The sequence below is a fragment of the Nocardia sp. NPDC055029 genome (genome assembly GCF_053608525.1).
In genome coordinates this window covers 41,913-55,823 of the sequence record NZ_JBSGVQ010000021.1, presented here as the reverse complement: position 1 = coordinate 55,823, position 13,911 = coordinate 41,913, and the positions used below count along the sequence as shown (strand labels likewise).

The 13,911-nt window shown below is 62.9% G+C and carries 9 protein-coding genes; 7 read left to right on the top strand and 2 right to left on the bottom strand.

What is annotated here, in order from left to right:
- Nucleotides 1-579: 579 nt before the first annotated feature.
- From ACWF9G_RS19160 to ACWF9G_RS19150, 3 genes are read left to right on the top strand one after another with little or no spacing between them, the layout of a single operon-like run.
- Nucleotides 580-1,707: an acyl-CoA dehydrogenase family protein gene (locus ACWF9G_RS19160; RefSeq protein ID WP_452516786.1), complete on the top strand. Its 1,128-nt coding sequence runs from the start codon at nucleotides 580-582 to the stop codon at nucleotides 1,705-1,707.
- A 32-nt stretch (nucleotides 1,708-1,739) separates the two neighbouring features.
- Entirely contained in the window at nucleotides 1,740-2,954 is a 1,215-nt protein-coding gene (locus ACWF9G_RS19155; protein WP_452516784.1) for an acetyl-CoA C-acetyltransferase, read from the top strand.
- Nucleotides 2,955-2,991: 37 nt separating this feature from the next.
- Nucleotides 2,992-5,154 carry a 3-hydroxyacyl-CoA dehydrogenase NAD-binding domain-containing protein gene (locus tag ACWF9G_RS19150; RefSeq protein WP_452516782.1) on the top strand — a complete coding sequence of 721 codons (2,163 nt, stop codon included), beginning with the start codon at nucleotides 2,992-2,994 and terminating at the stop codon, nucleotides 5,152-5,154.
- Nucleotides 5,155-5,459: 305 nt separating this feature from the next.
- On the opposite strand, the gene ACWF9G_RS19145 is transcribed toward ACWF9G_RS19150, so the two are convergent.
- Nucleotides 5,460-6,512: an Lrp/AsnC family transcriptional regulator gene (locus ACWF9G_RS19145; RefSeq protein WP_452516780.1), complete on the bottom strand. Its 1,053-nt coding sequence runs from the start codon at nucleotides 6,510-6,512 to the stop codon at nucleotides 5,460-5,462.
- Between the two features lie 78 nt (nucleotides 6,513-6,590).
- Here ACWF9G_RS19145 and ACWF9G_RS19140 point away from each other — a divergent pair, with 78 nt between their 5' ends.
- The 4 genes from ACWF9G_RS19140 (at nucleotide 6,591) to ACWF9G_RS19125 (ending at nucleotide 12,098) form a co-directional block, all read left to right on the top strand.
- Nucleotides 6,591-8,405 (top strand): AMP-dependent synthetase/ligase, encoded by a 1,815-nt coding sequence (locus ACWF9G_RS19140; protein ID WP_452516778.1) that lies wholly within the window; start codon nucleotides 6,591-6,593, stop codon nucleotides 8,403-8,405.
- 11 nt (nucleotides 8,406-8,416) lie between these two features.
- Nucleotides 8,417-9,226, top strand: coding sequence for an alpha/beta fold hydrolase (locus ACWF9G_RS19135; protein WP_452516776.1), 810 nt, complete (start codon nucleotides 8,417-8,419; stop codon nucleotides 9,224-9,226).
- Nucleotides 9,223-10,605: an aldehyde dehydrogenase family protein gene (locus ACWF9G_RS19130; RefSeq protein WP_452516774.1), complete on the top strand. Its 1,383-nt coding sequence runs from the start codon at nucleotides 9,223-9,225 to the stop codon at nucleotides 10,603-10,605. Before ACWF9G_RS19135 ends, ACWF9G_RS19130 begins: the two co-directional genes overlap by 4 nt.
- A 344-nt stretch (nucleotides 10,606-10,949) precedes the next feature.
- Nucleotides 10,950-12,098, top strand: a complete 1,149-nt coding sequence (locus ACWF9G_RS19125; RefSeq protein ID WP_452516772.1) for an oxygenase MpaB family protein — start codon at nucleotides 10,950-10,952, stop codon at nucleotides 12,096-12,098.
- A gap of 597 nt (nucleotides 12,099-12,695) precedes the next feature.
- Here ACWF9G_RS19125 and ACWF9G_RS19120 read toward each other — a convergent pair.
- The gene (locus tag ACWF9G_RS19120; protein WP_452516770.1) at nucleotides 12,696-13,853 is read right to left on the bottom strand and encodes an acetyl-CoA C-acetyltransferase; all 1,158 of its coding nucleotides are present in this window, start codon (nucleotides 13,851-13,853) and stop codon (nucleotides 12,696-12,698) included.
- Nucleotides 13,854-13,911: the final 58 nt, after the last annotated feature.

The window sequence follows — 13,911 nt, the reverse complement described above, 5'->3', positions numbered from 1 at the left end:
TCTGCGCGGACTGCGGCACGCTCCTGTAGGTCGTGCACCGGCTCCCCTTCCGGCGCACGACCTACCGGTGGTGCTCGCCTGGAATCGGAGCCGGGCGAGCACCACATTCGTTTTGCCATCGATACGGCGGATCCTCGCGAGGACTGCTTGAGCCGGATCCATGGCGAGGCCGAGACCGATCAAGATTCTGAAAGGCTACGTCGGCGGTCTTCTGGGGAATTCGACGGTAGCGCTCTGTCGACTGTGCCGAGGGGCTGTGCAAGCCTGACCTTGGGTCGTGACGCGCGGACCGCTGTCGAGCTGACCTTCCTATCACTGCGGAAGTAGAGTGAGCGCAGCGGTACGCATACTTGACACGATTGACACGATAGGCGACGATACGCGTAGGAGTCGAGCCTATTGCCTGCTGGTTTGGCCTCGACCTGTCGATTGATGGCGGCTCGTGCAGTAGTTGACATCACGTCAACAAGGCTGTGACTATGGGCCTATTGGCCCAGGTAAACGGGCTAATGCTTATTACAGGAGGTCAATTTGGTTACGGAGAGTGTCGTAGCTGGCAACGCAACGAAGCCGCCGTGGATGGGCGAAGAGCTCGGTGCCGTCGCTGACTTGGCGCGGGCGTTCTTCGAAAAAGAGGTTCTGCCACACGAAGCACGGTTCGCCAAGCAGGGGTATCCGGATCGCGAGCTCTTCCGCCGTGCCGGGCAGCTCGGGCTGCTGTGTATGTCGATTCCCACCGAGTACGGCGGCGGAGGCGGCAGTTTCGCTCACGATGCGGTGCTCTTCACCGAACAGGCGAAGGCCAGTGCCGGCTCTATGCACCTCGGGGTGCACTCCTCGATCGTTCCGCTCTACCTGCTGGCTTACGCTGCGGAAGAACAGAAGCGTCGCTGGCTGCCCAAGCTCGCCAGTGGCGAATGGGTGGGCGCCATCGCCATGACTGAGCCGGGCGCTGGTTCCGACCTGCAGAACATCACTACACGCGCCGTCCGCGACGGCGACGAATATGTCATCTCGGGCGCGAAGACCTTCATCTCCAACGGGTTCAACTGCGATCTGGTGATCATTGCGGCCAAGACCGACCCGACTGCGCGAGCCGCCGGCGTCTCGCTGCTGGTGGCAGAGGTCGGTGACGACACACCTGGATTCACCCGCGGCAAGATCATCGAAAAGTTGGGGCAGAAGAGCCAGGACACCACTGAGCTGTTCTTCGACGGCTTGCGCGTGCCTGCGACGAACCTGCTCGGCAGCGCCGAGGGGCAGGGCTTCGCGCAACTGATGAGTCAGTTGGTACATGAGCGTCTGCTGTGTGCCGTTACCGCGGTCGCTGCCACCGAGCAGGCGGTCCAGTTGAGCGTGGAGTACACCAAACAGCGCAAGGCGTTCGGGAAGCCCCTGTTCGATTTGCAGAACACCCGTTTCGAACTGGCGGAATGCGCGACCATCGCACGGATCGGCCGAGGGTTCGTCGATGACTGCGTGGGCCGCTATTTGAGCGGAGAACTCGACGCCGGCACGGCAGCCATGGCGAAGTACTGGCTCACCGACCAGCAGTGCGCCGTGATCGATCGGTGCCTGCAGTTGTTCGGGGGTTACGGCTACACCCTTGAGTATCAGATCGGGCGACTGTACGCCGATGCGCGTATCCAGCGCATCTACGCCGGGTCCAACGAAATCATGAAAGAACTGATCGCGCGCACGCTCTGATCGCGTCCGCTTCCAGGAAGGATCTGCTCACAATGAGCACCGAAGCATTCATCTTCGAAGCCATCCGCACCCCGCGCGGGCGTGGGAAGGTCAACGGCTCGCTGCACGGCACCAAGCCTGTCTCGCTGGTCGTCGGGCTCATCAACGCACTGCGCCAGCGCAACCCCGGCCTCGACCCTGCTGTAATCGACGATATCGTGCTCGGCGTCGTCTCTCCGCTCGGCGACCAGGGAGCTGTCATCGCGCGCACTGCCGCACTGGCTGCTGGTCTTCCCCACACCGTCGCGGGTGTGCAACTCAACCGCTTCTGCGGCTCGGGTCTCGAGGCCGTCAACACCGCCGCACAGAAGGTGCGCGCAGGTTTCGACAAGTTGGTCCTTGCCGGCGGCGTCGAGTCCATGTCGCGCGTGCCGATGGGCTCTGACGGCGGCGCCTGGCACCTCGACCCGGCCACCAACTTCGGCACCTATTTCGTGCCGCAAGGCGTGGGAGCGGATCTCATTGCCACTATCGAGGGCTTCAGCCGCGAGGATGTCGACAGCTACGCAGTACGTTCGCAGCAATTGGCCGCCAGCGCGTGGACCGGCGGGTACTTCGCGAAATCTGTTGTTCCTGTAGTGGACCAGAGTGGCATCACCATTCTCGACCGGGACGAGCACATGCGTCCGGAATCCACGGTGGAGGGGCTGGGCAAGCTGCCGGCGTCTTTCGCCACCGCCGGTGCGGTGGGTGGATTCGACGCGGTGGCGCTGCAGAAGTACCACGCAGTGGAGCGGATCGAGCACGTGCACACCGCGGCAAACTCTTCCGGCATCGTGGATGGTGCGGCACTGGTGCTGATCGGCAATGAGCAGGTCGGCAAAGACCTGGGGCTCGCTCCGCGGGCTCGCATCGTGGCCACCGCCACTTCCGGGGCTGATCCGACGATCATGCTGACCGGTCCGACGCCTGCGACCCACAAGCTGCTCGACCACGTCGGCCTCGGTGTCGACGATATCGATCTGTTCGAGATCAATGAGGCGTTCGCGGCAGTAGTCCTCAAGTACCAGAAGGACCTCGGTATCCCGGACGAGAAGCTCAACGTCAACGGCGGTGCCATCGCCATGGGCCACCCGCTCGGCGCCACCGGTGCGATGATCACCGGAACGATGGTCGACGAGCTGGAGCGCCGCGGCGCGCGGCGTGCGGTAATCACGCTGTGCATTGGCGGCGGCATGGGTGTGGCCACCTTGATCGAGCGAATCTGACACGGCGAAACTTCTTATAGCAGAAGGAAACACACTCATGAGTGAGAACATCATCCGTTGGGAGTCCGACGCTGACGGTGTCGTCGTACTGACCTTGGACGACCCGAATCAGTCGGCCAACACCATGAACCAGGCCTATATCGAGTCGATGACCGCGACCGTCGACCGCCTCGAGGCTGAAAAGGACTCGATCACCGGCGTCGTGCTGACTTCGGCCAAGAAGACCTTCTTCGCAGGCGGCGATCTCAAGGACTTGATCGCGACGACCCCGGATCAGGCCGCCGAGTTCTTCGCCTCAGTCGAGAAGATCAAGGCCGACCTGCGTCGGCTCGAGCAGCTCGGCCGGCCGGTTGTGGCAGCGATCAACGGTGCCGCACTTGGTGGCGGACTGGAAATTGCCCTCGCTTGTCATCATCGAGTGGCATTGAATGCCAAGGGAACCCAAATCGGCCTCCCCGAGGTCGGGCTCGGCCTGCTGCCCGGCGGCGGCGGCCTCACCCGCACGGTGCGTATGTTCGGCATTCAGCAGGCGCTGACCGCAGTGCTGATGCAGGGACAGCGCTACAGCGCGGCCGAGGCTGCTCAACTCGGGCTGGTTGACGACCTCGTCGAGTCTCGCGAGGAATTGCTCGTGAAGGCGCGTACGTACATTGCCGCCAATCCCTCTCCAACGCAGCCGTGGGATGTGAAGGGCTACAAGATTCCTGGCGGAACACCGGCGACGCCCGCGTTCGCGGCCAATCTCCCAGCGCTTCCCGCCAATGTGCGTAAGCAGATCAAGGGCGCGAATCTCCCTGCACCCGTCGCGATTCTGTCTGCGGCTGTGGAGGGCGCGCAGGTCGACTTCGACACCGCTTCGACGATCGAATCGCGGTACCTGACCGAACTGGTGATCGGGCAGGTCTCAAAGAACATGATCCAGGCGTTCTTTTTCGACGTGCAGCAGATCAACTCCGGCGGCTCCCGTCCCGCGGGTTATCCGACGCAGAAGTTCGAGAAGGTTGTCGTGCTGGGTGCGGGCATGATGGGTGCCGGTATCGCGCTCGTGTGCGCGAAGGCTGGAATCCAGGTGGTTCTGCGCGATGTATCGCTCGAATCCGCCGAGCGCGGCAAGAACTACTCGGTCAAGGTGCTCGACCGGGCTGTGGCCAAGGGTGCGACGACGCGAGAGCGGGCCGACGAGGTGCTGGCTCGAATCATCCCGACCGCTGATGTCGAACTGGCGGCCGGTGCGGACCTGGTGATCGAGGCGGTCTTCGAGGACCCGGGCCTCAAGGCAAAGGTATTCGCCGAGATTGAGCCGGTCGTTGCCGCGGATGCTCTGCTGGGGTCGAACACCTCGACGCTGCCGATCACCGGCCTGGCTGAGAGCGTCAGCCGCCCCGCCGATTTCATCGGCCTGCACTTCTTCTCGCCGGTCGACAAGATGAATCTGCTCGAGATCATCGTCGGCGAGCGGACGAGTGACGCAACCCTGGCCAAGGCCATCGACTTTGCACAGCAGATCCGCAAGACGCCGATCGTCGCCAACGATAGCCGGGGGTTCTTCACCAGCCGCGTCATCGGCAAGTTCCTCGATGAGGCCGTCGCTATGGTCGGCGAAGGCATCGCGCCCGCGTCGATCGAGCAGGCCGGTTTGCAGGCGGGCTACCCTGCTCCGCCCTTGCAGTTGCACGACGAGCTGACCTTGACCCTGCCGCGAAAGATCCGCCAGGAGACCAAGGCCGCCGACATCGCTGAGGGCAAAGGTTGGGCCGGGCATGGGTCGGATGCCGTAATCGATCGGATGATCGACGAATTCGACCGCAAGGGCCGCTCTACCGGCGCCGGCTTCTACAGCTATGTCGACGGTAAGCGGGTCGGAATCTGGGAGGGGCTGACTGAGTACTTCGGCAAGCCCGGCTACGAGATCCCGTTCGAGGACATGAAAGAGCGCATGCTCTTCGCTGAAGCGATCGACACCGTGAAGTGCTTCGACGAGGGCGTGCTGCGCTCGGTCGCCGACGCCAATATCGGATCGATCCTCGGGATCGGCTTTCCGGCATGGACCGGTGGTGTCATCCAGTACATCAACGGCTACCCGGGTGGATTGGCCGGATTTGTGGTGCGGGCGGAGGAGCTGGCTGCCAAGTACGGTTCCCGGTTCGTCCCGCCTGCCAGCCTTGTCGAGAAGTCTGAGGCAGGCGCAAAGTTCGAGTAAATGTCCGGTCTGCGGTGGCGCCGCCGGCAAAGGCGGGGCCACCGCAGCGGGCTGACACAGATTGCGGCTGTAGCTTCCCTCGCCAGTCAGTCTGGGCAGTTAGGGGGCACGTACCGGAGATGGTCAGCATCGTCTGAGTAGGCAAGTCGTGACCTCTGCACGGATGAGGCAGTGGTGTACGGGCCACTGCCTGCCTGCGGACTCGGCGATGCCACCATGTGACGGTCAGCCATTGGTCGATACTCGCCCGGCTGACGCTACTGATCTCATGCCAACGGCCAAGCGTTGGACGAGCTGGCCGACGGTCAGACGATCCATGTCCACGCGTAGTTATGCTTCAGTGAGGCGAAGGTTTCGAAGGTCTCTGTGCTTCGGATTCCTGGGCTCAATGAGATGTCGGTGAGAATTGCAGTGGCCAGAGCGTTTCGATCAGGGGCCACTAGCAGTGCGATCATGTCGAAATCGCCGATTACGCGCGTCAGTTGTGTGACGTCGCCGCGGCGGACCAGCGCCGCGGCGACCGCGGCAGCGCTGCCCGCTTCGGTCCTGATTCCGATGAAGGCGTGCGTTCCGATGCCGAATGCGGCGATATCGGAGACGGCCTGGATGTGGAAGACGCGTTCGGCCAGCATGTGCTTGATGCGGCCGCGGACAGTGCCCTCCGACACGCCGAGTTCGGCAGCGATGCTGCGATTGCTCCGTCGAGCGTTCTGCTGGAGCATCCGGATGATGCCGAGATCGACCTCGTCGATGGTGTCGGTGGGATGAGCCTCGGGCAATGTGCCGACATCGGCGGCCAGCAGCGCCCAGTTGGAGTCATATTTCAACACATCCAGGGCCATGCTGCCGCGAATCTCATCGACACCCTTGATACCTCGCAGCGCAGAGTCGAGCAGGGCGCCGATATGACGGTGGTCGCGGCCGAGCACTGTGACGATGATGTCGCAACGACCGGTGCAAATTGTCACCGACACTGTTTCCGGAAGCAGCGCGAGCTCGTTGGCTACGGCTTCCACTGCCCTTCCCGTTACGCGGACCAGGGCGAACGCGAAATCTCGGTGCCCGAACAGCCTGATGTCGGTGACCGCAACCACCCGCATAATGTCGCACTCTTCCAACCGGCGGAGGCGCCCGGCGACGGTCACTTCGTTCACCCGCAGCGTCTTGGCAAGTGACCTGCTGCTCTCTCGCCCGTCGATGCGCAGCTGTTCGATGAGCGCTCGATCGAGTTCATCGAGTACCTGAAGCTCAGAGCCGGGCCCGAGGTGCTGGCGGGGACGTTGAGTTCCCCAGCGAGTCGGATGTTCGATCGGTTTTGCCAACGTGGTGCCCGTTCTTCTCGAATTCGAAGGTGACATCCGCAAAGTGTATACGCATACTTGACATGGATGACGCCACAAACGAGACTATGCGCATTCACGGATTAGGAGCACACCATGTTCGATGACCACGCGCCCAAGACCCTGGCTGCTGCCTTCCAGGCGACCGCGCAGAAGGATCCGGACGCGATCGCGGTACGGACCCTCGGAGGTGCGAGCGAGGTCAGTTGGCGTAAGTACGCGGATCGGGTCCAAGCCCTCGCTGCGGGACTCTTCTCCTATGGGGTGCGTCCAGGCGACACTGTCGCGCTGATGCTGACCAATAGGCCCGAGTTTCACTTCGTGGATTCCGCCGCGTACCACTTGGGTGCGATCCCCTTCTCGATCTACAACACCTCGTCCGCCGAGCAGATCGCATTCTTGTTGCAGAGCGCTCAGCCGCGCGTGGTGATCTGCGAAGAGCAGTTTGTCGCTGTGCTTCAGAAGGCGACGCAACTCAGTGCGGTCGAACATCTGATCTGCGTCGACGGCAACCCTGCGGGCACGTCCACCCTTGCTCAGCTCGAGGCGGTCCAGCCTGCGGATTTCGACTTCGAAACCACTTGGCGCAGTGTCCAGCCCGACGACGTGCTCACCCTTATCTTCACCTCTGGTACCACCGGAGACCCGAAGGGCGTGCAAATCACCCACGCGAACATGCTGACCGAACTAGCTGCCACCAACACCGTGCTCGGCGCTGGGCCTGAGGACTCGGTGGTGTCGTTCCTGCCCGCAGCGCACATCGCCGATCGGTATGCATCGCACTACCTCAATGCCTATGTCGGCGTTCAGATCACGACCGTTGCCGACCGTACGCAGTTGATGCCGGCGATGCTCGAAGTGCAGCCCACCTTGTTCGGAACCGTGCCGCAGATGTGGGCGAAGATGCGGGCAGGGATCGACGCGATCGTCGCCGCCGAACCGGACCGGAGCAAGCGGGAGGCGATCCGAAACGCAATCGCGGTCGGCGAGGAGTATGTGCGGGCCCAGCAGGCCGGCGTCGTGAATGCCGACCTGGAGTACACCTATCAGACTTTCAATGAGAAGATTTTCGCGCCTATAAGGGCCAAGCTCGGTCTGGCCCGAGCTCGGTATGTGCAGACTGGCGCCGCGCCGATGCCCGAAGAATTGATCGTCTTCTTCAACGCTCTGGGCATCCCGCTCGTCGATGTATGGGGCATGTCCGAGCTTAGTTGCTTCGCGACCATGACTCCGGCCGGTGGCCTACGAATCGGCACGATCGGCAAGGCATTGCCGGGGGTCGAGATGGCTACCGCGGAAGATGGCGAACTGCTCGTTCGGGGATCGCTGGTGATGAAGGGATATCTTGGGCGCCCCGATCTCACCGCAGAGACGCTCGACGCCGATGGATGGTTGCACACCGGGGATATCGGCACGATTGATGCCGACGGCTATGTGCGAGTCATCGACCGCAAGAAGGAATTGATCATCAATGCCTATGGCAAGAACATGTCGCCGGCCAACATCGAAAAAGCAATCCGGTCGGATAGTGCCTTGATCGGTCAGGTCGTGGCAATCGGTGACAACCGGCCATACAACGTTGCGCTCGTGGTATTGGACCAAGATTCGGCTGCTCAGGTCGCCTCTGTTCGAGGTCTTCCGGTCGACCCTGCACTCCTTGCTGAGGACCAGGACGTGCGTGAAGCCGTTGCCGCCGCCATCGAAAGCGGCAACGCGAGGCTCAGCCGTGTCGAGCAGATCAAGAAATTCCGAATCCTGCCGACTTTCTGGGAGCCCGGAACCGATGTGCTGACCCACACGATGAAGCTGCGCAGGCGGCCGATCGTCGAACGCTATGCCGCTGAGATCGAGGCTCTCTACGCAGAGAGTGACCAGGCGGCACATCCCCAATCTGTCGATCTCGGGAACTGAAAGTGGAATCGGTGACCGCGTACTCCGAATACGAAGCCGCCTCCGGGATCGCCTACACGCGAATCGGCGAGGGCGAACCACTGCTGCTGATACACGGAATCGGCAGCAATAGGCACGCGTGGGATTCGGTACTGGCTGAGATCTCGCGGCACCGTGAGGTTGTCGCTGTGGATCTGCCAGGGTTCGGCCAATCCCGTTTGAGCGAAACCGCTGCGTCAGTGGAGGGATACGCGGACGCGCTCACTGCGTTGTGTACTGAACTGGGCCTGGAGCTTCCGCATGTCGCCGGGCATTCGCTGGGGGGTGCCATCGCCCTCGAACTCGGCCGCCGCGGCAGGGCTCGCTCCGTTACCGCGATAGCGCCGTTAGGATTCTGGCGCGCTGCTGGCGCTCTCTGGTGTCAGGCGACGCTGCGGAACGCCCACGCTCTGAGCCGCATCATCCGACCGCTAGTGCCGGTATTGGTTCGAACCTCTCTCGGGCGCGCCGCGGCTGGGGGTTTGTTTTACGGCAAGCCGACGAAGGTGGCGCCGGAACAGCTCGTGGCCGACACCCACGCGTTTCTGGACGGTGAGGCTTTCAGCCGGGTGTGTGACAGTTTTGGTGACTACGTGTTCTCCGATGTCGGGCGGCTGGACGACATCCCGGTGACAATCGTGTGGGGCCGCCGCGACCTGCTGGTGCCTGCACGGTGGCAGGCACGCCGCGCACGAACGATGTTGCGACGCGCAAGGCACATCCAGATGGGTGGAGCTGGGCATGTCGTTATGACCGATGATCCGGTGTCGACCCGGCTGCTGCTCACGGACAGATGGGGTTGAACGCACCGCTGTACCATGTCCTCTCTGCGGGGAGCGCCATTGGTGGGTCCTCGCCGTTCCCAATCGATGACGAGGCGGCAGTCGATGAGATTGTCGCCTTGGCACGAGATGCAACCGCATGGTGGACACCGATCTCGCGTCGCGATCGTGGACGCTGTCTGCTGCGATGGGCAGATCATCTCGCAGCGTCCATCGACGATTTTGCTGCAACCATGCACAGGGAACAGGCCCGGTCGGGCGCCCAGTGCCGCCTGGAGATCGAGGCGACTGTGGACCACATCCGCTGGGCCGCTCGCCACGCGGGGCGCGTGCTACGGAGTCGGCGGATCACCAAAAGGCTACTGGCGCGTGGCCACACCGCAACGGTCGAATACCTTCCGTATGGCGTCGTCGGCGTCATCGGGCCCGGAACCGATTCGGTGGTGGCGCCAGCCGGCGTGATCGCGGATGCGCTGGCAGTTGGGAACACCGTAGTGTTCAAACCCAGTGAGCATGCGTCAGCAGCCGGAAAGTTTCTCGTGGACGCCTTCAACGCTGCCAATCCGGCCCAATATCTAAATGTGGTCTCATTGACGACCGGAGATGGCAGCACCGGTGAAGCATTGTGCCGGTCGGAGGTCGACAAGATCGCGTTCATCGGATCAGGGCCTGTCGCCAGGAGGGTGCTTACGGTGTGCGCCGCGAACCTGATTCCGGCGCTCGTGTCCTGCGGGGGTGAGGACGTGATGATCGTGGCCGCTGATGCGGACCCCGCCGCTGCGGCGGCTGCAGCGGTCGCCGGTGCGTTCGGAACTGGCGGTAGACGTCGCCACCGGGTCGGGCAGGTTTACGTCGAGCACTCGGTGAAAGATGAATTTCTCGCTCGGGTGCGTACTGAGGTCGTGAGTGCCGGTGTTCCCCGAGAATTCGAACTTCCAGCGCATCAAGGGAAGCCCGATGCTGCCGATATCGTCTACCGTCACGTCCATAACGCGCTGCTGCTTGGCGCGACCGCGTTGGTCGGCGGCCGTGAATCCGTTCGGACCCCGCCTGTTGGGCCGGTTGTCCTGATCGATCCTCCGTCGGAAAGCCTTGTCGTTCTGGAGGATACGCCAGGCCCCGTTCTAGTCGTACGGACGATGGCCGGTATCGACGAGGCGGTTCATCTGGTGAATCGCCAGAAGTCGGGCCTGGGCGTCAGCGTGTTCTCCAGGCATGGCGGCCCAGCGATCGCTGAGCGGCTCATCACCGCAACGGTGGTTGTCAACAGTACGTTTTCGGCCACAGCGATTCCTGCGGTGCCGTTCGGTCGTCATCGGATGGGAGGGTACGGACGGTTCAACGGGGCCGAGGGCTTGCTGGAATTCGCGATGCCGAAGAGCGTGTGCATCTTCAGGTGATCGCGCAGCCGCCTCGCCCCTCGCACGGGCCAAACCCCCAGGTAGATGCGGCAATCTGATTGCCAATTGCTACGCATTCTATTGACGATGGACGGCCCCGATGGTAAATTGCGTTGGTAACGCCCTATTTTGTCTAGGTCGTTGTAGCTCAGCGCGACCCGCGGGGGAGTGATGTAGCTATAGGGATCGGGATGCATGTGAGTCGGTGTGGTCTCGGGCGCGTCGGTCTTCTTGCTGGCCGACCCCAGTGGAGTGGCTGGGCTGCGACCGTGGCGGCTCGCTCCGATTCTTCGTCGGCCTTGTCGCCGACTCGGTCCACTGATGCACGAGGAAAGGCATAGACCATGGAGACCACCACTGCTGTTGAGTCCGACCAGGTTGCTCCGCCGGAGCCGGCGGCAAGGCCGCAGGTAGCGGGACGGAAGCCGCGCCCAGAGGAAGTCGACTGGGCGCTGGGTCCGGGCTCGGTTTCCTGGAAGGTCATGAAGGATCCAGCGGTGTTCATCGTCGGATTGCTGCGAGAGGCGATGCTGCTGACACTGCATCCGGCATTCGCGTCGGCCGCGGTGGACCACGACAGCTTCGGTGACGATCCAGTGGGACGCTTCCGACGCGTGGCGATCTACACCTATGGCGCCACCTATGGCAGCAAGGCCGATGCCGAGCGGGTCAGTTCCATGGTTCGGCGTCGGCACGCCCAGATCAGCGGTGTCGAGCCGCTGACGCTGATTCCGTATCGGGCGCATGCGGAGTATGAACTCGCGTTGACGCAGGTGATGCTCACTGCTTCGTTCCTCGCGGCGTACGAAGAATTGCACGGTGATTTGACCAGCGTCCAGAGGGACCAATTCATCCAGGAAATGAAGGTTCCTGCCGCCTTGCTCGGGGTGGATCCGCAGAATATGCCATCGACCTACGGCGAGATGATCGATTTCATCGCTCATGCGCGAAACAGGTTCGCTACCGGTCTGCAGGCGCGCGAGACGCTGTCGCCATTCGGTGTCGGTGAATATCCGACCGGCACTGTCGTCGGTGACTTGCCGTTGATCAAGCGCAAGCTTGCGATGTTCGCTACCCGCATGGTCGTGGACATGTCCCTGCTCACGATGTCGTGGGAAGAGCGCGAGCTCGTTGCCATCAATCGACGTCCGAAGCTGGGTTCGAAGGGTGCTGTGCGACTGTCGCTTCGGTTGCTGTCAGCATGGTTTCGCAGTGAAAAGGGGAAGGTCGCCTTCGAATCCTTCATCAAGGTGCACGTTGCGGCAATCTACCGCCGGGCTCTCGAGGCCGATGCTGCGCCGGGCGGGCGCACCCGAGTGGCGGAATTCCAGGTTCCGGATGCGGCCGCGTTCTTGGTGGATCTGCCTGACCTGATGCGCAATTGGCCCGGGTCGACCGAGAAGTATTCCCTTGGGTTCGGGCGGGACGAGGCCGCTGCGGCTGGCGATGTTCCTGTGACTCCTAGGTCGGCGCGGGCGAAGCGCGGCCGATAGTTCTCCCGCCTACTGATCCGCGGCTTACAGGTTCTCTGTAAGCCGCGGATCTAGTCGCGCTAGCGGATGACTTCCGGCAATTAGCCTTTGGCGAGGATTTTGTCTACGCGTACATCGCGCTTCGCTGCATTATGCAACGGAGGGGTAGGCAGACTATCGGGATCGGGGTTCCGCCTGCAGGTGCGATAGTCCAGTGTCACACCGCTGCGTGAGGTTCCCGCGGTGTTACGGACGCCGGCGTACTGCACCGGTGTGATTGGACCGATCTGGCGCCACTTCGCTCATGGAGGGCGCTGTCGAAACGGCCATGGTGCAGTAGAGGAAATCGATCGCCCACTGCGCGAAACCGATACTCGGCGTAGGTCGTCGCCTCCGACTCTTCCACGACGCACAGGAGCCGGATGGGCGGGCCGCTTCGACCGATGCGGCAGAGGCTTTTGGTGGCGTCGAGCTTGGCGCGGTCGGCGGGCTCAACGAACACTGCGTTCGTCCTCGAAGACGCGTCTATCGCTGTACTCGGCCCTTGCGACAGAGTCCACTGGGTCGATGGCACGTAAGGAAAAGGCCGACGGTCCACTGGACCGTCGGCCTTTTTGCTCAGAGGCGTTCGATGATGGTGACGTTGGCGATGCCACCACCCTCGCACATGGTTTGCAGTCCATATCGGCCGTTGGTGCGTTCGAGTTCGTGCAGGAGCGTGACCATCAACCGCGCACCGGAGGCTCCGAGAGGATGCCCGAGCGCGATGGCGCCGCCGTTGACGTTGAGCTTGTCGGGGTCGGCGCCGACGTGCTTCAGCCATGCCATCGGGACGCTGGCGAAGGCCTCGTTGACTTCGTACAGGTCGATATCGGAGATCGCCATGCCCGCGCGCCGCAACGCGTAGTCAGTGGCGGGCAGGGGAGCGGTAAGGATGTTGATGGCATCATCGCCGAGCACGGAAAGGTGATGAATGCGTGCCCGTGGTGTCAGGCCGTGCGTCTTGACTGCGCGTTCAGACGCAACGAGGATGGCCGCCGCGCCGTCGGAGACTTGGCTGGACACCGCGGGTGTGAGCTGTCCGTCAGCGCGCAGCGACTTCAAACGAGCCATCTTTTCGAGGGTGGTGTCGGGCCGCGGGCCTTCGTCTGCGGCGAGGCCGCCGAACTGTGTGATCTCGCGGTCGAATCGGCCCTGCTGTTGTGCGGTCGCGGCCCGTTGGTGGCTGTTCAGTGCGAACTCCTCCATATCCAGCCGGGACAAGCCCCAATCCGACGCGATGCGTTCGGCGCTGGCGAACTGGGAGACTTCACCGGAACCGAAGCGTTCGATCCAACCCGGCGAGCTACTCCACGGATCGAACGCGCCGTAGGGTTCGCCTGCGGCGTAGGACGATCCGATCGGGTACTGGCTCATCACCTGGACCCCGCCCGCGAGGATCAGGTCGGCCGTGCCGCTCATGACCGCCTGTGCGGCGAAATGTACCGCCTGTTGGGATGATCCACATTGGCGGTCGATAGTGACACCGGGGACGGTGTGTGGGAGCCCGGCGACCAGGGCGCAGTTGCGGGCGATGTTGCCCGCTTGCGCGCCGATTGTGTCGAGGCAGCCGAAGATGACGTCGTCGACGGCGGCGGGGTCGAAGGCGCCGCGCTGGACGAGTGTTCTGATCGGGTGTGCACCCAGGTCGACCGGGTGAGCGGAGGCGTAACCGCCGGTGGGTTTGCCGATGCCGACCGGTGTGCGGGTGGCGTCGATGATGTATGCCTCAGGCACTGTCGTACTCCGTGATCTCTGGTACTGGAATTGGCCGGTCACTTGCGCCGCCGCGCCG